The 22069-nt window shown below is 42.6% G+C and carries 18 protein-coding genes; 15 read left to right on the forward strand and 3 right to left on the reverse strand.

Features of this window, described 5'->3' with window-relative positions; genetic code table 11:
• Positions 1-96 precede the first annotated feature (96 nt).
• Positions 97-447, forward strand: coding sequence for a transposase (locus DW800_RS07975; protein WP_117703971.1), 351 nt, complete (start codon positions 97-99; stop codon positions 445-447).
• A 166-nt stretch (positions 448-613) separates the two neighbouring features.
• On the opposite strand, the gene DW800_RS07980 is transcribed toward DW800_RS07975, so the two are convergent.
• Positions 614-1009, reverse strand: a complete 396-nt coding sequence (locus tag DW800_RS07980; RefSeq protein WP_117703970.1) for a hypothetical protein — start codon at positions 1007-1009, stop codon at positions 614-616.
• Positions 1010-1223: 214 nt separating this feature from the next.
• On the opposite strand from DW800_RS07980, the gene DW800_RS07985 reads away from it, so the two are divergent.
• From DW800_RS07985 to DW800_RS07990, 3 genes are all read left to right on the forward strand, one after another.
• Positions 1224-2138 carry an IS1595 family transposase gene (locus DW800_RS07985; RefSeq protein WP_117703980.1) on the forward strand — a complete coding sequence of 305 codons (915 nt, stop codon included), beginning with the start codon at positions 1224-1226 and terminating at the stop codon, positions 2136-2138.
• Positions 2131-2259 carry a hypothetical protein gene (locus tag DW800_RS20035; protein WP_255420223.1) on the forward strand — a complete coding sequence of 43 codons (129 nt, stop codon included), beginning with the start codon at positions 2131-2133 and terminating at the stop codon, positions 2257-2259. Before DW800_RS07985 ends, DW800_RS20035 begins: the two co-directional genes overlap by 8 nt.
• A gap of 92 nt (positions 2260-2351) precedes the next feature.
• Positions 2352-2636, forward strand: coding sequence for a hypothetical protein (locus DW800_RS07990; RefSeq protein WP_133303157.1), 285 nt, complete (start codon positions 2352-2354; stop codon positions 2634-2636).
• Here DW800_RS07990 and DW800_RS20040 read toward each other — a convergent pair.
• Positions 2620-2754, reverse strand: a complete 135-nt coding sequence (locus tag DW800_RS20040) for a hypothetical protein (RefSeq protein ID WP_255420222.1) — start codon at positions 2752-2754, stop codon at positions 2620-2622. The two genes, DW800_RS07990 and DW800_RS20040, sit on opposite strands and share 17 nt — an antisense overlap.
• A 340-nt stretch (positions 2755-3094) precedes the next feature.
• Between DW800_RS20040 and DW800_RS07995 the strand changes: the two genes are divergently transcribed.
• From DW800_RS07995 to DW800_RS08055, 11 genes are all read left to right on the forward strand, one after another.
• Positions 3095-3799 (forward strand): hypothetical protein, encoded by a 705-nt coding sequence (locus DW800_RS07995; RefSeq protein ID WP_016274102.1) that lies wholly within the window; start codon positions 3095-3097, stop codon positions 3797-3799.
• A 181-nt stretch (positions 3800-3980) separates the two neighbouring features.
• The gene (locus DW800_RS08005; protein ID WP_227224309.1) at positions 3981-4940 is read left to right on the forward strand and encodes an IS3 family transposase; all 960 of its coding nucleotides are present in this window, start codon (positions 3981-3983) and stop codon (positions 4938-4940) included.
• Positions 4941-5573: 633 nt separating this feature from the next.
• Positions 5574-6155, forward strand: a complete 582-nt coding sequence (locus DW800_RS08015) for an RNA polymerase sigma factor (RefSeq protein WP_005829818.1) — start codon at positions 5574-5576, stop codon at positions 6153-6155.
• Between the two features lie 53 nt (positions 6156-6208).
• Positions 6209-7213 (forward strand): FecR family protein, encoded by a 1005-nt coding sequence (locus DW800_RS08020; protein ID WP_117703928.1) that lies wholly within the window; start codon positions 6209-6211, stop codon positions 7211-7213.
• Between the two features lie 218 nt (positions 7214-7431).
• A complete protein-coding gene (locus DW800_RS08025; RefSeq protein ID WP_117703927.1) occupies positions 7432-9594 on the forward strand; it encodes an FAD-dependent oxidoreductase in 2163 nt (720 codons plus the stop codon).
• A 47-nt stretch (positions 9595-9641) separates the two neighbouring features.
• On the forward strand, positions 9642-11705 hold the full coding sequence (locus DW800_RS08030) for an alpha-galactosidase (protein ID WP_119957965.1): 2064 nt from the start codon (positions 9642-9644) through the stop codon (positions 11703-11705).
• Between the two features lie 13 nt (positions 11706-11718).
• Complete coding sequence (locus DW800_RS08035; protein ID WP_117703934.1) at positions 11719-13713, forward strand: glycoside hydrolase family 97 protein; 1995 nt, start codon at positions 11719-11721, stop codon at positions 13711-13713.
• Between the two features lie 39 nt (positions 13714-13752).
• Complete coding sequence (locus DW800_RS08040) at positions 13753-15549, forward strand: glycoside hydrolase family 2 protein (protein ID WP_117703925.1); 1797 nt, start codon at positions 13753-13755, stop codon at positions 15547-15549.
• A complete protein-coding gene (locus DW800_RS08045; protein ID WP_044467978.1) occupies positions 15546-18266 on the forward strand; it encodes a sugar-binding domain-containing protein in 2721 nt (906 codons plus the stop codon). The genes DW800_RS08040 and DW800_RS08045 overlap by 4 nt, the downstream gene beginning before the upstream one ends.
• A gap of 11 nt (positions 18267-18277) precedes the next feature.
• On the forward strand, positions 18278-19048 hold the full coding sequence (locus tag DW800_RS08050) for a hypothetical protein (RefSeq protein ID WP_009037861.1): 771 nt from the start codon (positions 18278-18280) through the stop codon (positions 19046-19048).
• Positions 19049-19154: 106 nt separating this feature from the next.
• Positions 19155-21365, forward strand: coding sequence for a glycoside hydrolase family 3 N-terminal domain-containing protein (locus DW800_RS08055; protein WP_117703924.1), 2211 nt, complete (start codon positions 19155-19157; stop codon positions 21363-21365).
• A gap of 69 nt (positions 21366-21434) precedes the next feature.
• Here the strand turns inward: DW800_RS08055 and DW800_RS08060 are convergent, their stop codons facing one another.
• Complete coding sequence (locus DW800_RS08060) at positions 21435-21983, reverse strand: RNA polymerase sigma-70 factor (RefSeq protein ID WP_005829791.1); 549 nt, start codon at positions 21981-21983, stop codon at positions 21435-21437.
• Positions 21984-22069: the final 86 nt, after the last annotated feature.

Raw genomic sequence — 22069 nt, forward strand, 5'->3', positions numbered from 1 at the left:
CCTATATCACTTCATTCACTCCAGCAGGATAACTTATTTACTGTCTTATCCTGATATAGGTAGACACATTTACAAACTAATAAATGTGTTACTATTATGACTTCAAAACGAAAGCTTTATCGTGAAGATGAAAAACTGTTTTTTCTTCACTCTTACTACCAATCAGGTATGAGTAAGCATGCCTTTTGCCGGGCACATGGCATTTGTTGCCCTGCCTTGCTAAATAGTTGGATTAAAAAGTATTCAAATTTAGCAGAAGAGCTATCTTTGCCTTCTGAACAAGAATCACCTGATATGTCCAATCGCAGCAAGGAAGCCTACAAAGATGAAAATGCCCAATTAAAAAAGCGCATTAAAGAGCTGGAGAAAGCTCTGTCTTTCTCCAAGCTGGAAACAGAAGCCCGTGAATTGATGATGGCACTTATATACAAAGTGACACTTGTCTAAAACTGATAACTAAAAGTAATAACTAATAAAAATAACGATTATGAAAGAAAATGAAGTATCATATAGAATTCTTTATATTGATGGAGAAAGAATTATATCAGAAGAATCAGTAATAGGAAGCAATTCAATCTTAGAACAATTAGAAAGTATAATTGCAAAAATTGAACTATCCAAACCAACGGGTCAACTGCAAAGCATTACTGATATTCCCAATAATACTGGTAATAGTTTCAATATTTTTAGGAAACTTAGATTTCAAAGAATCAAGTTCAAGCAAAAGCTTTTCAAAATTCTTTTTTATAAGCTCCTCTTGGGCTACAAACCCTCCTCGGAGAGCCATATCGCTTGCTTCTACGTTGAGAGAAATTATAACATCTCCCCCAATAGTATAATTTGTAGCACTTATAAGATTTAAACGATTAAAATAGTCTAAAATAGCTCTTATTGTATCACTGGAGCAATTTAGCTCATTGGCTAATTGTATAATGTTAAAAGTATAAGTTACATCATTATGACTAAGCAGATTGTTCAATATTTTATCTTTTAATTCGGGAGTTATCATAGTTTATATGTGTTTTGATTTTACAAAAGTATGATTAAAACTTCTAAACTCCAAATGATATAGTTGTTAAAAGATAATGTTTAAAAGCATGAGTGTTCTTTTACATATTGATTGGTCTTATGAAGCGAAATGCAGATGTTAATAAGTATTGCTTCATTCTCTTGGATAGTTACGAACTTATTGATTGTATTGTACTTTATTTAATAGTATGACTATGAAAAAGACAGATAAACAATTAATATTCTCTAAGTTATTTCCTGACGAGGAGAGTTGCATTAGATACTATGAGGACAAAAGATGGGGTGGAAATCCGGTTTCTCCGTTTGACCCTTCATCTAAAGTTTACAAGTGTCGCAATGGGAAGTATAAATGCAAGAATACTGGTAGATACTTTGACGTGAAAACGGGAACTAAATTTGCTAACACAAAGTTACCACTACGATATTGGTTCTATGCAATGTTCTTGTTTCTATCGCACAAACGTGGCGTTTCTTCTTGTCAGTTAGCGAGAGATTTGGATATTACTCAGAAATCAGCATGGAAAATGCTTCAAAAGATTAGGGAAACAATGGGAGTTGAAAATGAACATAAATTGAAAGGAGAAGTTGAGATTGACGAAACCTTTGTTGGGGGCAAGAATAAGAATCGGCATAAGGATAAGAAAGTTGAGAAATGTCAAGGTCGTTCTTTCAAGGATAAAGTTCCGGTATTCGGAATGCTGGAAAGAAACGGTCATTTAGTAGCAAAGGTAGTGCCCGATACCAAAGTAAGGACACTGCTCCCTCTGATAAAAGGCTATGTTAAATTTGGAAGCGTCATATATACTGACGGCTGGGACTATGGAGGAATAACCAATGATTACATTCAAAGGTCAGTAGACCATGAGAAACATTACTATGGCTCTACCTACACAACAGATAAGGGAGAAGTCATACAAGTAAGTACAAATGGTATTGAAAATGCTTGGTCGCACTTTAAAAGAATGATATTTGGAACTTATTACTCGGTTAGTAAAAAGCACCTCCAGCGATATATTGACGAATATGTTTTCAGATTTAATACCCGAAACATTAGTGATATTGAGAGATTTAATTACTTTTGTCTAACATTTATAAACTATCATGGCTAAAAAGAAAAAAGAAAAGGAAACAATTAAGGAGGCAGAAGTCACAGCCTCAGAGAAGGAGTTTAATAAACTTCTTATGGGAATGAGTATTCCTAAAACAAATATTAAAAAAAAGAAAGTATAGTTTTTAAATAATGCTTTATGAATTTTATCATAGATTGTCAAATTTACCCTTTTCATATAATGGTACATTTTGGAAATAAAAAAGGCTTAATTATGAATTTGAAAAAATACGGTATAAATCTTTCACAAAAAGATATAAAAGGTAAATATAAAAGTCTATTTCTAAATGATAATCAGACTGTACTATACATGGATATTATACCTAAAACTATAGATGAATTATCTATTTTGCAACATGAAATTTTTCATTGTGTAATGTTTATATTGGATAAAATTGGAATAAAATTGTCATATAAAACAGATGAAATTTATGCCTATCTTATCCAATATATAACTAAACAAATTTACCTTAAAATATCTCCTACTTCTTTTTCTTAATCGTAGAAGGTGTTTTAATGGTTTCTACTATAGCAGTTTTTTTACGCCTTTTGGCTTCTTCTATTGGGATAAATTGCCCAGTTTCTGCATCTCTGCCAATTTTTCGTGTTTTAGCCATAACAATATATTTAAGTTTACTTTGCAAATATACTTTTTAAGTTTGTATATTCAAAGTGAAATAGTATATTTGTAACGCATTAAGTAGTTAATGCTTCTTATGAAATTATAGCTCAATCGCCTTCTGAATCACCACCTCGGAATATAACGAGCTATGAACCAATACATATTGGGTGAGTTGTACCTATTTAGGCGCAGACTTCCCCATAATGTATTGTGGTTTGTGGTGAACCAAGAAGGCGTATGGCAATGGTCTGCGCTTTTCATACTCTTACGTTAGGTTATTGCTGAATGAAAAAGATTTTTTTTAATTTTAGTATTAACCAATAAAACAAAATGGTATGAAAACAACTTTAATGTCGTTAACTATTATCTCATTATTTTTCTCCTTTATTTGTTGCAACAAGCAAGAAACGATAGAAGACAAGATTAAGAAAGAATTTAAAATCTATGTAAATGAAAATTTTGGCGACCCAAACGATTTGAAAGAGGTTGTATCTATTGACTTAAAAGATACAGTGAGTTACCGACCTATATATGAAATAGTTTCAATGACTAAAGGACTTTATGAAAAAGGAAAGGAACAAGATGATAGCATATTTTACTATATAGAAGGAAAAGGATTTGCTAAAGTAGTAAATAAAATGACAAGAGCTGAGAAAGAAAAAATTGGCACTTACATGAAGGCATTGATAGATTTTTACGAGGATAAACAATTAGAATATATCTCTGTTGGAAAAGAATTAGATAAAATATTAGAATATAATGACAGTACAATGTATATTCATTATGAGATAAAAGCAAGAGTAACAAAAGGAGATATTAAGAGTTTAGATATATATCATGCTTACATAGATAATAATGGCAAAATTGATATTAAAGACCATATTAAGAAAATGAGCGAACTGCCAAAAAAATGGAGTGATATAGATAATGATTTAACTCGATTCAATGCTATTATGAAGGAAAAATTAGATTATCAACTACCATTTTTTAAGTTGTTTAATACATATCCTTCGATAAAAGAAAACTATGAAAAAAAATGAGTAAATTAGAAATAATCGCTATCTTAGCGGTCTAATTATAAACATAAGTTATACCCACCCGGCTTAGGGTCGGGTGGTATATAACTGCCTTGATGATTACGCGTGCTGAAGAACTCTTCAACATCCCTATCAGAAAAAAATCTGGGGCCAAATCGTAACGGAACTGGTCAGTCAGCGCAACCTGAAAGTTGCGTTGGCCTGCCGTCTGTTTGGCCATTGTCGTCAAGCCTACTACCAGTCAAAGGCTGACATTGAGAGTCAGATACATAGGGAACGTCTCATGCTGGATGCTGTCCGTGATATCCGTATCGAAGATCCGGGTATAGGCTGTTACAAACTGTGGATTATGCTCACCGTGCTTTTTGGAGCCGGGTTCATGCCTGGGCGGGACAGCTTTTATGCATTGCTCCGGCAACACCGCTTGATGCTTCCTGCCCGCAAGACCCGGCATACGACGAACTCCAACCATCGCTACCACAAGTGGAAGAACCTAATCAAAGGACTGACCTTGACTTCAGCCAACCAGTTGTGGGTCAGCGACATTACTTATATACCACTTGCCAATGGTGAAGTCTGTTATCTGCATCTGATTACGGATGCCTACTCCCATAAGATAGTGGGATGGGTGCTTGCCGACACCTTACGGGTATCGGCAACCATCAATGCATTGCAACAGGCTATAGAGCAGGCTGTTGAAATGACAGGAGATGAAAATCTTACGGGCCTGATACATCACTCGGACCGTGGCGTACAATACTGTTGCGACCCATACGTGGCACTTCTTCAGAAACATGGCATTGCCATCAGTATGACGGAAGACTACAAACCCACCGACAATGCCGTTGCGGAACGTATCAACGGGATTATTAAGGCGGAAAGCAGCCATCCTCGAGGCCGGTTCAACGACATCGGGCATGCAAGAAATGTCATAGCTCGCTACATACATTTCTATAACCATCGCAGACCGCATATGAGTATCGGGTATAAAATACCTGCTGTGGCGCATCTGGAGAAGGGAATACAGAAGAAAATGTGGAAGAAGAAAAAATATCCTTCCACAAGTAGCAATAAAAAGAAGGATGCAATATCTTTGCAAAGCCGGACAGCAAGTCCGGGCGAAGGCGCAGGACAGCGCACCTGACAAAGACAGAATGCCTCTTTTAGGGGCACCCAGTCTTGCCGGACAAGCAAGCACGGGCTCTGCAAATGCAGCAGGATGACTGTCAACAGAATCAGGACAACTCACTTTGCTGTGTCTACTATATCAGCAGGGCTTGGGAAGAAGTGACTACTGAACCAGTACAACATTCCAAGAACCGTCTACTGATGTCGGTTATAAAAAGAAAAAGCGTCTAGCTAAATCAGGAAAAGACATACCTCAGTGGGGAACTCCATTTACCCCAGGATGTAACTACCTTTACCCCGATATGTAACGGCCTTTACCCCGGTGTGTAAAGAGTCTTTCCCCGGCATGTAACGTCTTTTACATAAGAATGTAACAACGCTGTAAATGTAATGTATTGACAATAAGCCCCTAAACCCATCCATCAGTTTACCACTTCTTATACTGCAAATGACTATTTCTGCCATCCTCCTTCATCGTGGAATATAGAATTGAATAATAATCACACAAAGTATATTTTCAGCAAAAAACTTTTAAATAAATAATAAAAACACCACCTTTGTAGTTCATTCTTTCAGAGTCTATGTGGAATAGTACTTTACTATACAAAGACACTACCATTCAGAATGCGTAAATGTAAGATGAATCAATATGCAGAAAGAAAATGATACTTTATTGGTAGCCAAGTTGAGAGAAGGCAATAAATTTGCCTTTGAAGCATTGTACGAAAAATACAGTGCCAGGCTGTACAACACCATCGTCCTTCTCGTATATGACAAATCATTAGCCAAAGACATCACCCAAAGCAGCTTCATGACGATATGGGAAAAACGCAGTAATCTGGATACCGAGAAAAGTTTTCCGGCATATCTATGCACCATCGCACGCAACATGGTATACAAAGAAACCGAACGAAGATTATTACACAACAAATTTGTAGAAAACAAGCTGAAAACAGAAGCAGAGGCTATCGAGGAAGATACGATGGATATGGACGTCTCCATCATTGAAAAACAGATAGAGCAACTTCTGCAAAGCCTGCCAGAAGTTTCACGGGAAGTCTTTCAGCTGAAAAGAGCAGGAAAACTGTCCAACAAGGAAATCGCCTCACAGCTAGATTTGACGGAACGTGCCGTAGAGGCTCATTTCTACCGTACTATGAAACTACTGAAAGAAGAATTACGCAAATTCATCATGCTTTTCCTCTCCTTCTACTTTCTAAATAATTGTTAAAACATGAAAATCCGTGAGTGTTTTGGCAGGCATACAGATATATACTACAGAACATGGATAAAAAAGACAGTCATATTGAACTTTTGGATCGTTTCTTTCGAGGACTGACCAACCCTGAAGAAGATGTACAGTTGAAATCATGGATTAAGCAACCGGATTTTCAACAGAAATTTTCCGCATACTATCAGCAATGCTGGGCACTGGCTCCGGACACGATGGACAAAGCCGTACAAAATGAAATGTTCACCGAACTTTTAAGCCAGATAGACGCAAGTTCCACCACGGAAACGAAGGTCCTGAAAACAAGGAACCGTTTCCTGCGTCAGATTGGGCGCTATGCTGCAGTTGCCTGCATCATATTGGCAGTGGGAAGCGGAGCCTATTATGCAGGAGTCAAACGACCGGCCGATGACGCCAATACAGAAGTCACCATGTCCGTATCCAACGGGCAGAAGGCCGACATCATTTTGGCTGACGGCACAAAGGTCTACATCAATTCCGATTCAAGAATTGTATATGACAACACTTACAACAAGAAAACACGTATGGTCTCCCTGGAAGGAGAGGCCTATTTTGAAGTTGCAAAGGACAAGGAAAAGCCTTTCATCGTGAAAGCAAATGGCATCAATGTACAAGCGTTAGGTACAAGCTTCAATATACGTGCACATAAAGACGATAAATCAGTAGCTGTAATCCTGATAAGTGGAAAGGTTAAAGTAGACGACGGCAGACACGAGGCATATATGAAGCCAAACGAAAGGCTCGTTTGCAACCTGACCAATGGACAGTTCGAAAAAAGCGAACTTCATCCTAATGCAAGTTATTTGCTATGGAGAAGCAATGAACTAGCGTTCTACGGTGAATCTTTTGAAGAAATTTGTACCATGCTTACTCGAATGTATAATTGCAAATTTATATTCAAAAACGAGAAAGTAAAACAATATACTTATCATGGCATCATTAAAAACGGCAGTTTAAACAATGTATTGGAATACATCAGCCAAGCTGGCGGCATTAATTACAAGATAGAATCTGACAATACGATTATAATATATTAGTAGTGTAAAATAGCCCTTTATATTAACTAAAACAAAAAGTATATGGAATATATTTTATAGGATTTTTACCTCAGACACAATGACCTACTTCTGGCAGCGACAATAAAATTTAAACATTCGAGAAATATAGTTTTAATATACTCTAATAGCTTAATTAGGGTTAGCCTTTGTCGTACCTTCCTTAAAGTAAAAAAGTAATTAACCTGATATGATAAGACATGAGACAAAATAAAATAATTACGCGATTTTCAATATTACTGGGAGTGCTGTTCTTCTGGGGAAATAGCTTTGCCCAAATCAGTTTATCTATAAACCAGCAGACTATCAAGCAGATTATACCTCAAATTGAAAAGACTAGCGGCTACAATGTATTCTATACCGACAAACTGCCCAATCTTGATACCCGAAAAGATTTGCTGGTATCCAATGCCCCACTTGAAGCCACCCTAAAGGAATTGTTCAAAGGGACCAAAATTACTTTCGAAATAAAACCCAACAAGCAGGTTCTACTATTTCAACAAGCCAACAAGCCCTCAGGCAATAGGAAACAAGTACCCAGCAAGTTATTGGTGGAAGCAGAAAGCTTTGACAGAAAGGGGGGATGGGTAGTAGACCAGCAATTCATGGACCTCATGGGTTCACCTTATCTGATGGCTCATGGAATGGGAGTCCCGGTTGAGGATGCCTCCACTACCATTTCTTTTCCTGAAGACGGTACATATTATGTATTTGTACGCACCTACAACTGGACTTCTCCCTGGTATGATGGTAAAGGACCGGGAAAATTCACTTTAGCCGTCGACAATAAAAAGTTGCCAGTGGTTTTAGGGGACGAGGGCAAACAATGGATGTGGCAACCTGCCGGAACAGTCTCTGTAAAAGCAGGAAGCTCTAGTCTGACATTAAAAGATTTGACCGGTTTTAATGGCCGTTGCGATGCCATTTATTTTACTACGGAAAAAGGGCAGCTCCCTCCCGCTCAGGCCACACAACTGACAGATTTCCGTAAAAAGATGCTGGATATTCCAGCCGAACCGGAGCAATACTCCTATGATGTGATTGTAACTGGTGGCGGTATAGCCGGTATGTGTGCAGCCGCAACCGCTTCCAGATTGGGATGCAAAGTGGCATTAATCAACGACCGCCCAGTACTTGGCGGCAATAATAGCTCTGAAGTCAGGGTTCACTTAGGGGGCAATATCGGAGTAGGCCCCAATTCCGGACTGGGACGTATGATAAGAGAATTCGGACATTCTAAAGAAGGAAATGCCAAACCTGCCGCAAACTATGAAGATGAAAAGAAGGAGCTTTTTATCGCCAATGAAAAGAATATCACCCTTTATGCCAACTACCGGGCCATATCTGTAAAGCCCGATGGCAACAGAATAGAATCTGTCATCATCAAGCATATAGAGAATGGAAAAGAAGTGGAACTGAAAGCACCATTGTTCTCCGACTGTACCGGAGACGGCACCATCGGGTATCTGGCCGGTGCAGACTACAACATGGGACGCGAATCCCGTGCCGAATACGGAGAAGAGCTGGCACCGATTCAACCGGACAAAATGACAATGGGTTCATCCGTACAATGGTACTCTGCAGACAAAGGTAAACCTACCCGTTTCCCTATTTTCTCGTACGGTCTGCAATTCAATGAAAAAAATTGCGAAAAAGTGACGATGGGTGAATGGAAATGGGAAACCGGCATGAACTTCAATCAAATCGACGACTTCGAACGTATACGTGATTATGGCTTAATGGTCATCTATTCTAATTGGAGTTTTCTGAAAAATGAATTAAAGGACAACAAGAAATATAAGAACCGCGCATTGGACTGGGTAGCCTATATTGCCGGAAAACGCGAGTCACGCCGATTGTTGGGCGATTATATTCTAAAGCAAGATGATATAGATAAAAATGTCTATCACGAAGATGCCTCCTTCGTCACAACCTGGAGCATCGACCTGCATTTCCCGGATTCGCTCAATGCATCACACTTTCCTGATGCGCCTTTCAAAGCAGCAACCAAACACATCCATATATATCCTTATGCAGTGCCCTATCGCTGCCTATATTCCAGAAATATCGAGAATCTTTTTATGGCGGGCCGCAATATCAGTGTTACCCATGTGGCACTGGGCACTGTCCGCGTAATGCGTACCACCGGAATGATGGGCGAAGTTGTCGGGATGGCAGCTTCCTTATGTAAAAAGTACAACACCACTCCGAGAGGAGTATATCAGAAACACCTACCGGAATTGAAAGCACTGATGAAAGAGGGAGTAGGAAAAAAAGAAGGGATTCCCGATAATCAGAAGTTCAATGAACAAAAATTATTAAAAAAGCCTCGTATATTTGTCATTGAAAAAAACAAGAAGTAAGAAACACGTTGATACTACAATTTAAGTATTAATAAAACACGCATATCATGAAAAATATTCTAACATTATTATTTGTCCTTTTCGGAGGATATTCGTTACACGCACAAGATACCTGCTACGGCCTTCTGAGAAATGACACTTTAACCATCGGAAACAATTTGGTCGAACGTACCTTTTTGTGGAACGGGGGAAATATCATAACTTACCGCCTGACCGACAAGAGTAATGGAAAATCATGGAAGAACCACAGCCTTACTCCAGATTTCAGAGTAACGAAAAATTTGCCGCAACCATCAAACGGTTCACTCAAAGTAGTTCCCGTAAAAGAGACTAAAATATTTCCCGCTTATCTGAAAGTAGAAGTTTCTTTCAGCCTGGAGAAGCTAGATATAAAACGGGTATATCGTATTTATGATGATTGTCCAGCCATAGCCTGCGACACCTATTTAAGAGGAACAGTAAACAGTATTTTCGGAGGCAGAGAAGTTAGTGCAGCCGACCGGAAGAATATTGAATTCGCCGAAGACATGAAATCTAAAGAAGTAACCGCTGTACTAGACCAGTTCCATTTCCAAGGACAACATTGGCACGCTCGCAGCGTGGAATTTTCCGATGTGACCGACTGGCACAACAACCTGGTTTTCGAGAAAGAGATTATTTCCTATCGCAAACTGGGATATCGCGGCAATCTGCTGTTTGCCTTTAATGGCGAGGACAACTGTGGCATCTTCTTTTTAAAAGAGGCTCCCTGCTCTTCGGTACAATTAGCCTATCAAGGAAAGGATTTTCTGACTGATTTCGGAAAGTTTACAGTAACCGGCCTGGGCATTACCGAGAAAGACGTGACTCCCGACCGTTGGACCCAAACATACGGATGCGTATTGGGAATATACGGAGAAGGTGAACTGAGCCGACTACAAACGCTTCGTTCATATCAGAAGAATATACGTACTTACCGGGCCGACCGCGACGAGATGATTATGATGAACACCTGGGGAGACCGTAGCCAGGACTCAAAAGTAAACGAATCCTTCTGTTTGAAAGAACTGGAACGCGCCGCCCGTCTGGGAATCACCCATTTCCAGATTGATGATGGCTGGCAAATAGGTAAAAGCCCTAATTCAGCTGTAGCCCGCGGTTCATTCAAGAACATTTGGGACAATAAAGACTACTGGAAACCCGACCCGCAAAAGTATCCACGTGGTTTGCATCCCATCGTAAAACGTGGCAAGGAATTAGGTATTGAAATCGGTCTTTGGTTCAATCCCAGCATACAAAATGATTTTGCCGATTGGCAGAAAGATGCGCAAGCACTCATCAGGCTTTATCGCGAATACGGCATCAAAGTATTCAAGATAGACGGGCTCACCATTCCCAGTAAAGAAGCCGAAACAAACCTGCACCGCTTATTCAACAAAGTGCTGGAAGAGACGGACGAGGAAGTGATTTTCAACCTTGATGCGACAGCCAGCCGCCGCGGAGGCTACCACATGTTCAATGAATATGGAAATATCTTTCTGGAAAACCGTTATACCGACTGGCAGAACTACTATCCTTACTGGACTTTGCGTAACCTCTGGATGCTTTCCAAATATGTTCCGGCAGAAAAGCTGCAAATAGAGTTCCTGAACAAATGGAGAAATACGGATAAATATAAAGGAGAAGTCTTCGCTCCGGAAAACTATTCATTTGAATATCTGTTTGCTACGACTTTAGCAGGACAGCCGCTTGCCTGGATGGAAGGTACCAATCTACCCGAGGAAGCATTTACATTACGAGAACATACAGAAGCCTACAAGAAATTTCAGCATGACATGCATTCCGGCACTATCCTACCCATAGGAGATGAACCGTCGGGACGCTCTTGGACCGGCTTCCAGTCTCTAAAGAAAGATAGAGGATACTTGATTGTGTACCGTGAAAATCATCCAGAAGGGACTACAGAAGTCGAAACCTGGCTGCCAGAAGGTGTCACAGTAAGATGTATCCCACTGATGGGACACGGCAAAGCTATGACAGCAGTAACCGGAAAGAAAGGAAGGCTGGAAATCTCTCTGCCATCAATCAATGACTATGTTGTCTACAAGTATGAAATTAAAAACAAACGCTAAAATAAATAACGACATGAGAACACTTTTCTTACTCACAACATTGCTTTTCATCATCCCGAACATGTTCGGACAAAAAGAATATCGCCTAAACTCACCGGACGGCAAGTTAGAGGTTACCTTATATATAGGTGACCGGATTACTTACGAGCTGACGGAAGAAGGGCATACATTGGTAGCCCCCTCTCCCTTATCAGTACATCTGGATAATGGGACAGTCTGGGGCAACGGCTCCCATCTTAAGAGAGTCAGCCATCGCCAGGCAAATGAGATGATTCCCTCTCCTTTCTACAAGCGCAGTGAAGTAAAGGATGTCTATAATGAAATGACGTTAAGTTTCCGGGAACATTTCAACCTCATTTTCAGAATGTACAATGAAGGAATGGCATACCGGTTCGCAGCGACCGGAAACAGACCGTTCAAAGTTACAAACGAAGAAGCCGCCTTCAACTTCAACAAGGACTACAAATCGATTGTTCCTTATGTAAAAGATGGCGATAAACAACCGATAGAAGCCCAGTTCTCCAACTCTTTTGAAAACACCTATACACATATAGAGCTATCCGGACTGAACCCCCAAAGACTGATGTTTACCCCCGTAGTAATAGAGCAGGAAAACGGCCGTAAACTTTGTATTGCCGAATCCGACGTGGAGAGCTATCCGGGCATGTTCCTCATCAACAGAAACGGGGGAACAGCACTCACTTCCGCTTTTGCCGCCGTCCCCAAAACAAAAAAACAAGGCGGGCATAACCAACTGCAAATATTAGTCACAGAGCGTGAAAACTACATTGCTTCCTGCCAGCCGAAAGCCAAACTACCCTGGCGCATCATTGTTGTGGCAAGAAATGACAAGGAGCTGGCAGATAACGATATGGTTTATAAGCTGGCTGCTCCATCACGCATGAAAGACATCTCATGGATACGTCCGGGCAAAGTGGCCTGGGAATGGTGGAACCATTGGGGAATCAAAGGCGTGGATTTCGAAGCTGGAATAAACAATGAAACATACATGCACTATATCGACTTCGCCTCCCGGCATGGCATCGAGTATGTGATTCTGGATGAAGGCTGGGCTGTCAACCTCAAGGCTGACCTTTTCCAAATTGTACCGGAAATTGATTTAAAAAAGCTCACGGCCTATGCCAGGCAAAAGAATGTAGGACTCATCCTTTGGGCAGGTTACCATGCCTTTGCCCGCGACATGGAACATGTATGCAAGCACTATTCCGAAATGGGCATCAAAGGATTCAAGATTGACTTTATGGATAGGGATGACCAGGAAATGGTAGACTTCCACTACCGGGCTGCCGAAATTGCCGCTAAATATAAGTTGATGGTAGACTTTCACGGCACGTACAAACCTACCGGGCTGAACCGCACTTATCCCAATGTCATCAACTATGAAGCCGTTCACGGGCTGGAACAGATGAAGTGGAGTGACATCCATACCGACCAGGTAACCTACGATGTCACCATGCCATTCATCCGTATGCTGGCCGGACCGGTGGACTATACACAAGGCGCCATGCACAATGCCAACAAACGGTGTTACCACTCCTCAATGGATACCCCAATGAGCCAGGGAACCCGTTGCCGCCAATTAGCTGAATATGTAGTATTTGAATCACCATTGAACATGTTGTGCGACAGTCCCACCAATTACGACCGTGAAGAAGAATGCACGGAATTCATCGCTACCATCCCTACCGTTTGGGAACAAACAATAGCCATGAACGGAGAAATTGGAAAATACATTACAATGGCGCGCAGGAAAGGAGATGTCTGGTATGTCGGCTCCCTAACCAATTGGGATGCACGTACTCTGACACTGGACCTTTCTTTCCTCGGTGCAGGCAGATGGAAAGCGGAAATGTTTCATGACGGAGTGAATGCCAACCGCCTGGCTTCCGACTACCAAAAGACCGTCACAGACATTCCTGCATCCCGTAAACTGACCGTCAAAATGGCACAAGGAGGCGGATGCGCATTGAAAATATACAAAGAATAATTCATAGGCTTTTTAAACGTTAACTGATACATACGATTTATGAAAATTAAAAGATTAATGATTACTTGTTTGCTCGCAGTGTCTGTACTGGGAGGCAAGTCACAAGCACAAGACTTATTGTCCAATGTTTACGGACGCGATTACCAGCTACTGAATGGGAAGTGGGGAGTCATTGTAGACCTTTATGACCAAGGAGAAAGGATGCAGGTGTACAAAAACAGAAAACCTCAAGACAACAAGCAATTTTACGAATACTCTTTCGACGGAGGTTTGGTCCTAAATGTACCTGCCGATTTCAATTCACAAATACCCGAGTTGAAATTTTATGAAGGAACAGTATGGTACGGACGCTCTTTCGATACCCCAAAGACTGACGGCAAACGTTTGTTTCTCTATTTCGGTGCGGTAAGTTACCGTAGCAAAATATATCTGAACGGGGAGAAAATAGCCAGTCATGAAGGCGGATTCACTCCCTTCCAGGTGGAAATCACAGATAAGGTAAAGCAAAAGGACAACTTCCTGGTGGTGAAAGTCAACAATACCCGCACCACGGATGCCATCCCTGCCATGTCCTTTGACTGGTGGAATTACGGCGGCATCACACGCGATGTAATGTTGGTAAGCGTTCCACAAAGCTACATCAAAGACCATTTCATCCAGTTGGACAAGGTACAATCCAACCTGATTCGTGCCAAAGTAACCTTATCCGAAGCAAAGCCTGGCATCAACGTGCAAGTCGCCATCCCCGAATTGGGCATCAGACAGAACATGACTACCGATGCCAACGGAATTGCCCAGGCCACTATCAAAACCAAAAAACTGCAACGTTGGTCACCGGATGCTCCAAAGCTGTATGATGTAACCATCACTTCGGAAAGTGACCGGCTCAACGAGCAAATTGGTTTCCGTAACCTTTATGTAAAAGGCGAAGATATCTATCTGAACGACCGGCCCATCTTCCTGCGCAGTGTCAGCTTCCACGAGGAAATTCCGCAACGCCGCGGGCGTGCCTTCTCAGAAGCGGACGCAACAATGCTGTTGTCCGAAGCCAAAGAGCTGGGTGCCAACATGATTCGTCTGGCACATTATCCACAAAATGAATATACTGTCCGCCTGGCAGAAAGAATGGGATTCCTTTTATGGGAAGAGATACCTATCTGGCAAGGGATTGACTTCAAGAATACCGCTACCCGTGAGAAAGCAGGCAGAATGATTAAAGAGATGGTGATGCGCGACAAAAACCGTTGTTCCGTTGCCTTTTGGGGGATTGCCAATGAAACAGCCACTTCCACCCCGCGCAATGAATTTCTGAAACACATGAAACAATGTTGCCTGGACATCGACTCAACCCGTCTGATTACGGCCGCCTTCGATTTGGTACGCTTCAACCGCGAAAGCCGGAACTTTGAGATGAATGACTCCATTATCAACATCCTGGACATGGTAGCCATCAACAAATATATGGGATGGTATCATGACTGGCCACTGGCTCCGGACCAGGCTGTCTGGAATGTAGCTCCCGGCAAACCTCTTTTCATTTCCGAGTTCGGAGGCGAAGCGCTCTATGGCAAACATGGCGACGCGGAAGTCAAGAGTTCTTGGAGTGAGGATTATCAGGCACAACTCTACAAGGACAATCTGGAAATGTTCAAGCATATCCCCAACCTGCGCGGAACATCGCCGTGGATTCTTTTTGATTTCCGTTCCCCCTTCCGTTTCCATCCACACCAGGGAGGGGAATGGAACCGTAAAGGACTGGTTTCCGACCAGGGACAACGCAAAAAAGCATGGTACATCATGCGTGATTACTATAACCAAAAGAAAACAGAACAATGAAACACAAAATAAAACACTACATGGCTGCCCTCCTCCTGACCTCTATGGTCTGGAGCGGGCATGCCCAAGAAAAGGATGAAATGGACTTGTCCGGTGAATGGGCATTCCAGACAGATGTCATGGACTTCCGGAGAGGTTCACTGGACGTACGTTACTGCCATCGCCTGCAGGAAAGCATCGTTCTGCCGGGAATTACGGATGACTATAAAATAGGCTACAAATCTCCTTACCGCCACCTGGATAGGCTGACCCGTGTCTACGAATATATGGGCCCCGCATGGTACCAGCGGGAAATAGAGATTCCTGCGGCATGGAAAGGCAAACGCATTTTCCTCTATTTTGAACGTACACACTGGCTCAGTTCGGTATATGTAGGCAAAGAAGAAGTGAGTAAAATAGACTACATCAGTATTCCCCACAACCACGAACTGACCCAATGGCTACATCCAGGCAAAAAAGAACTGATAACTTTCTGCATAGACAACCGCTACCAGTACGATACCCATAAATGGGACCATGCCCACTCCGAATTTACCCAAATAAACTGGAACGGAGTATTGGGCGAAATTAAACTGGTAGCTGTAGACCCGGTCTATGTAGATGACATGCAGGCCTATCCGGACATCAAGAACAAAAGCATCAAAGTCAAAATGACTGTCCGCAACTGTACAGAACATACCGCCAGCGGCAAAATATCCTTCCACGTGACAGGAAAGGACTATAGACTACAAAAGGAAGTACCGGTAACAGTGACCGATTCCATTACTTATATCGAGGAAGAGATGTTTTTGGGTAAGGATATCCATTTGTGGAATGAGTTCCATCCCAATCTTTATACGTTGGACTGTAAGCTGACTTCCAGTGTAGATGGCCAATCCTATGCGCATGAGAAAAGCACAACTTTCGGTATGCGCGAAGTAGAGGCCGGTGAGGACCATATCATCCTTAATGGCGAACCCATACACCTGCGCGGTACCGTTGAAAACGCAGTGTTCCCCAAGACCGGCTACGCTCCCGTGGACGATGCCTCTTGGGAACGTGTACTCCGTATCCTGAAAGAATATGGCATGAACCATATGCGCTTCCACTCCTGGTGTCCTCCTGCCGCTGCGTTCCGTATGGCAGACAAGCTGGGTGTCTATCTGGAGGTGGAAATGCCGATGTGGGGTAAAGATGCCCAACCCGATGAGAAGCGCTGGAATTTCTTCCGTCGCGAGCTGCGGGGTATCTTGAAAGAATATGGGAATCACCCTTCCTTCATTCTCTACTGTAACGGAAACGAAATTACCGGCGATTTCAGTTTCATAGAAGAGCTTACCGCCACGGCCCGCCAGTTGGATAACCGCCGTCTATACAGCGGTTCCACAGCCCGCACACGTGTCAAATCAGACCAGTTCTACATTACCCATCAGACTACCAAAGGACACATGGCCATCTACGAAGGACGCCCTTATACAAACTGGGACAAAAACAAGGAACTGGGAGTAGGCCTGCCCATCATCTCGCATGAATCCGGACAGCGGTGCATCTATCCCAATTTCGAGGAAATGAAGAACTTCACCGGCCCCGTACAAGCGCGTAATTTCGAGATATTCCGTGAACTGCTGGACAAGAACCACATGCTCGACCAGGCACATGACTTCTTCCGTGCTTCTGGAGCCTTGACCGCCATAGAGTACAAGGATGTCATAGAAGCCCAGTTGCGCACTTATCTGAAAGGCGGTTTCCAATTACTGTCTCTGAATGATTTTACCGGACAAGGATATGCACCGGTAGGCATTCTCGATCCTTTCTGGAATACCAAAGGGCTCATCACACCGGAAAAGTGGCGCGAGTTCTGTGCACCGACTGTCGCATTGCTCCGTTTCGACAAACGCGCACTTTACAATGATGAAGTATTTGAAGGAAAAGCGGAAATATACAATTATGGACCTGCCCTATTGAAAAACGCAAAAATCAATTGGAGGATCACCGACAGCAACGGTAAAACCCTTAAGAGCGGAAAACTGAAAACACAAACTGTCGGAAAGAACGGGGTATTTCCACTTGGCAGTTTCAGTTATGCATTGGACAATATCACTGAACCACAGAAGCTGACGGTCCATCTTTCTGTTGCACACGTAAAAAACAGCTGGGATATCTGGGTATATCCCCGTCATAGCAACTTAATGCAGTCCACTAGTGAAGTGCTCTACACCACAGTATTCGATGAAAAAGCAAAACAACACCTTGCCGATGGCAAGAAAGTGGTACTCTGCCCCAAACCTTCCAAAGTAAAAGGTCGTAAATCCGTGTTCCACAATCACTTCTGGAATCCGATAATGTTCAAATGGCCTCCTATGACCATTGGCTGTCTGATTCATGACGACCAGCCTGTATTCGAGCATTTCATAACTTCCTACCATACTGACTGGCAGTGGTGGGACATTCTGGAAAATGCCAAGGTTATTGAGATGAAGGATGCTCCGGCAGCACTGCGGCCTTTCATACAAGTAATAGACCATTACGACAATAATGAAAAGCTCGGTATTGGTTTCGAAGCAAAAGTGAAGAAAGGCAGTCTACTGGTACTGGCCGTAGATACCCAGAAAAACATCAACGAACGTCCTGCCACCCAGCAATTGCTGGAAAGCATTGACCGCTACGTAAAGAGTGACAAATTCGCTCCGCAAATTACCGTTGACGAGTCCTACATTGAATCATTCTTAAAGAAATAAATAAAGGAAATATGATGAAATTATTCTTGCTTTGGGCTCTTTTGTTGCTGCCGGTCGGACCGGCAGCAGCACAAGAGATAAAAATGTCACAAACAGCTCCATTGGAACAAGTTTATGGAGAAACAGTAGAAGATGATGCCTTACTGCCCATGAATGAACTGGATATGGATTTCGGCTATGCCCTCTATGAGACAACCGTTGATGTGGAAGAGGAGAATCCCACACTAACTATTGAAAACGTACGGGATTATGCCGTGGTCTATGCAGACGGCAAACTGCAAGGATATTTAAAAGATAGCAGTAAAAGTCTGAAAACCAATCTACCGATAGGCATACACAAACTTAGTATCTATACTGAAAATATCGGACGTATTACCTATGGTCCTGAAATTCTGGACAATTCAAAAGGTATCTACGGCAGCATAACATTGGGAAAGACAGATTTAGAAGGCTGGAAGATGACCCCATTGGAAATTAAGGAATGCGATGTGGCCGGAATAACTTTCAAAGAAGGTACCTCCTCCATCCCTTGCTTCCGTAAAGGTTGTGTCACAGTAAGCAACCCGGCACAAGAGACCTTTCTTGACGTGTCCGGCTGGGGAATGGGAGAAGTCTGGATAAACGGGCAATACTTGGGTGCCTACTGGGAAGAAAATGCAGAAAAGACCCTGGAGATACCTGCCGGTGCTCTGATAGCAGGTAATAATGAAATAGTGGTATTTGAACTAAAAAATAACGAACAAGCTTCCATGACACTAACCGATAAGCCTATTTTCAAATAAGCCCTTGCATGTACTTGTTTATATTCCTTAAAAAAACGACCTTTGTGTAGGAGCAGATTCCGAAAAACGTGTCTTATTTAATGAGAATAGCATAATTATATATATCATGAAGAAACTAACATTTATCAGTTGCCTCCTTTTAAGTGGTTGCCTGGCCGGAGCAATGGCTGCAGACAAAAAGCAACCCATCTACAAAGATGCCAAAGCTCCCATTGAGGAGCGTGTGAATGACCTGGTCAGCAGAATGACGCTGGAAGAAAAGGTACAACAACTCAACCAGTACACTTTGGGGCGGAATAACAACGAGAACAATCGTGGTGAGGAAGTAAAAAAAATTCCTGCCACACTAGGCTCCCTCATTTATTTTGATGAAGATGCCAATCTGCGTAACGAGGCTCAGAGAAAAGCAATGGAAGAATCACGTCTGGGTATCCCCATCCTTTTCGGATACGACGTCATCCACGGGTTCCGTACCATTTATCCCATCTCTTTGGGACAAGCATGTTCTTGGAATCCCCAATTGGTAGAACAAGCATGTGCCGTTGCCGCCCAGGAAGCACGCATGTCCGGGGTAGACTGGACTTTTTCCCCTATGATTGACGTGGCAAGAGACGGACGCTGGGGACGTGTTGCAGAGGGCTATGGCGAAGACCCTTATACCAATGCTGTATTCGGTGTCGCATCCATCAAAGGATACCAAGGTGAAGACATGTCCGACAGCAAGCGAGTAGCCGCCTGCCTTAAACATTATATCGGATACGGCGCTTCTGAAGCAGGACGTGACTATGTTTATACGGAAATCTCCAATCAGACTCTGTGGGACACCTATATTCCTCCCTATGAAGCTGGCGTAAAAGCCGGTGCCGCTACTTTAATGAGTTCATTCAATGACATCAGCGGCACTCCCGGAAGCGCCAACCATTACACGATGACAGAAATTCTGAAGAACCGTTGGAAACACGACGGCTTTGTTGTTTCAGACTGGTCCGCAGTACCGCAACTTATTGACCAGGGCCATGCTGCCGACCGCAAAGAAGCTGCCCGTCTGGCTTTCAACGCCGGCCTGGAAATGGACATGATGGGGCATTGCTATGACAGGCATATGGCAAAGCTGGTGGAAGAAGGTAAAATAAGCATGCAACTGGTGGACGATGCAGTAAAACGCGTGCTCCGTATCAAATTCCGCCTTGGACTTTTTGACAATCCCTACACCCCGACATCTACAGAAAAAGAGCGCTTCCTCCTTCCACAAAGCCTGACTATTGCAGAGAAACTGGCAGAAGAGACCATTGTTCTACTGAAGAATGAAAACAAGGTACTCCCTTTGGCAAACGGGAACAAGCCAACTATCGCCGTCATGGGGCCTCTGGTACAAAACAGTGCCGAGCTTCTGGGGTCATGGTATGGACATGGACATGCAGAAGATGTCCTCCCCATCAAAAAGACACTGGATGCAGAATTTGCAGGCAAGGCTGAACTGATTTATACCGAGGGTTGTGATTTCGACGGTAACGACACTTCCAAATTCAGTGAGGCACTGGCTGTAGCCCGGAAAGCAGATGTCATTCTACTCTGTATGGGTGAAAAGAAAAAGTGGAGTGGCGAAAACGCATCGCGTTCCATCATAGAACTGCCTGCCATTCAAGAGAAATTCATTGCTGAAATGAAGAAAGCAGGCAAACCGATTGTTCTGGCACTGGCTAACGGACGTCCTTTGGGACTCTCTAAAGTGGAACCTCTCTGTGACGCCATCGTTGAAATGTGGCAACCGGGAGTACCTGGTGGTAAACCATTGGCAGGTGTCTTGTCCGGCCGGGTAAATCCTTCGGGCAAGCTTTCCATTACTTTTCCACGTTCCACCGGACAGATTCCAATCTATTACAATCAGCGCAAAACAGCCCGTCCACAAAGTGGCAAATATCAAAACATCCCCTCTACCCCACTGTATGAATTCGGATACGGCTTGAGTTATACCACCTTTAATTATGGTAATATCAACTTGCCCAAAGAAACCATCAGACGCGGTGAAAAGTTGGTAATGGAAATCCCAGTCACCAATGTAGGCAAACGTGACGGTGCAGAAGTGGTGCATTGGTTTATCTCAGACCCATTTAGCACGATTACCCGTCCATGCAAAGAGTTGAAGCACTTCGAAAAACAACTAATTAAAGCAGGTGAAACACATATATTCCGCTTTGAAATAGACCCGATGCGTGATCTTGGTTTTGTAAATGCCAATGGTGAACATTTCCTTGAAAATGGAGAATATTATGTAATAGTGAAAGACCAGAAAGTAAAATTCACGGTTATAGATTAATCTTCTTTTTATATTGCAGGCCATCCTCCTTTCATCATTCTAAAAGACAGATGGCCTGCAATTTCTATTTTAGAACAAATAAGTATACTGTTCTCCTAAAAATTTCTTGATATGCTTCAAGGCTTTGGTTATTTGGGCCTCCACTGTCTTGACAGAAATACCCATTTCCCCGGCAATTTCTTGATTAGTCTTCCCTTCCTCCCTACTTTTGCGATAAACCTGCCCACATTTGTCTGGAAGGGAACAAACAGCTTCTTCAATCAATCGATTCAGTTCTTCCATCTCCACCGAAGTATCAGCAGCAAGAGCATATCCATATTCTTCTCCTCCCTCGATGGGAACCGTATCCTTTTCATCGCGTAAAGCATTCAGGCAACGATTACGTGCAGACTGGAAAAGATAAGCCTTGAATGAGATTTTAAGAGTCAAGTCGGCCCTACCCTCCCACAAATTCATAAAGATAGAAAGGGCCAGTTCTTCTATCTCCTGCTTGTCTCTCAGATAAAGGGACATGAAGCGGCAGAGTGAAACAAAATAAGTATCGAAAAGGTGCTTGAAAGCCTTCTCGTCATCTTGTTTGATTAACTGTAACAATAGGATATCATCTTCTGCAGGCATATCGAAGTTATATTAGATAAGGGCTTCTTGAGCGGCAAAGATACTAATATTATTTGTTCCTCGAAATTTATTAAAAAAATAATTGG

Origin of the sequence: Bacteroides sp. AM32-11AC (genome assembly GCF_003603515.1) — a bacterium.
In the GTDB taxonomy this organism is placed as follows: domain Bacteria; phylum Bacteroidota; class Bacteroidia; order Bacteroidales; family Bacteroidaceae; genus Bacteroides; species Bacteroides uniformis.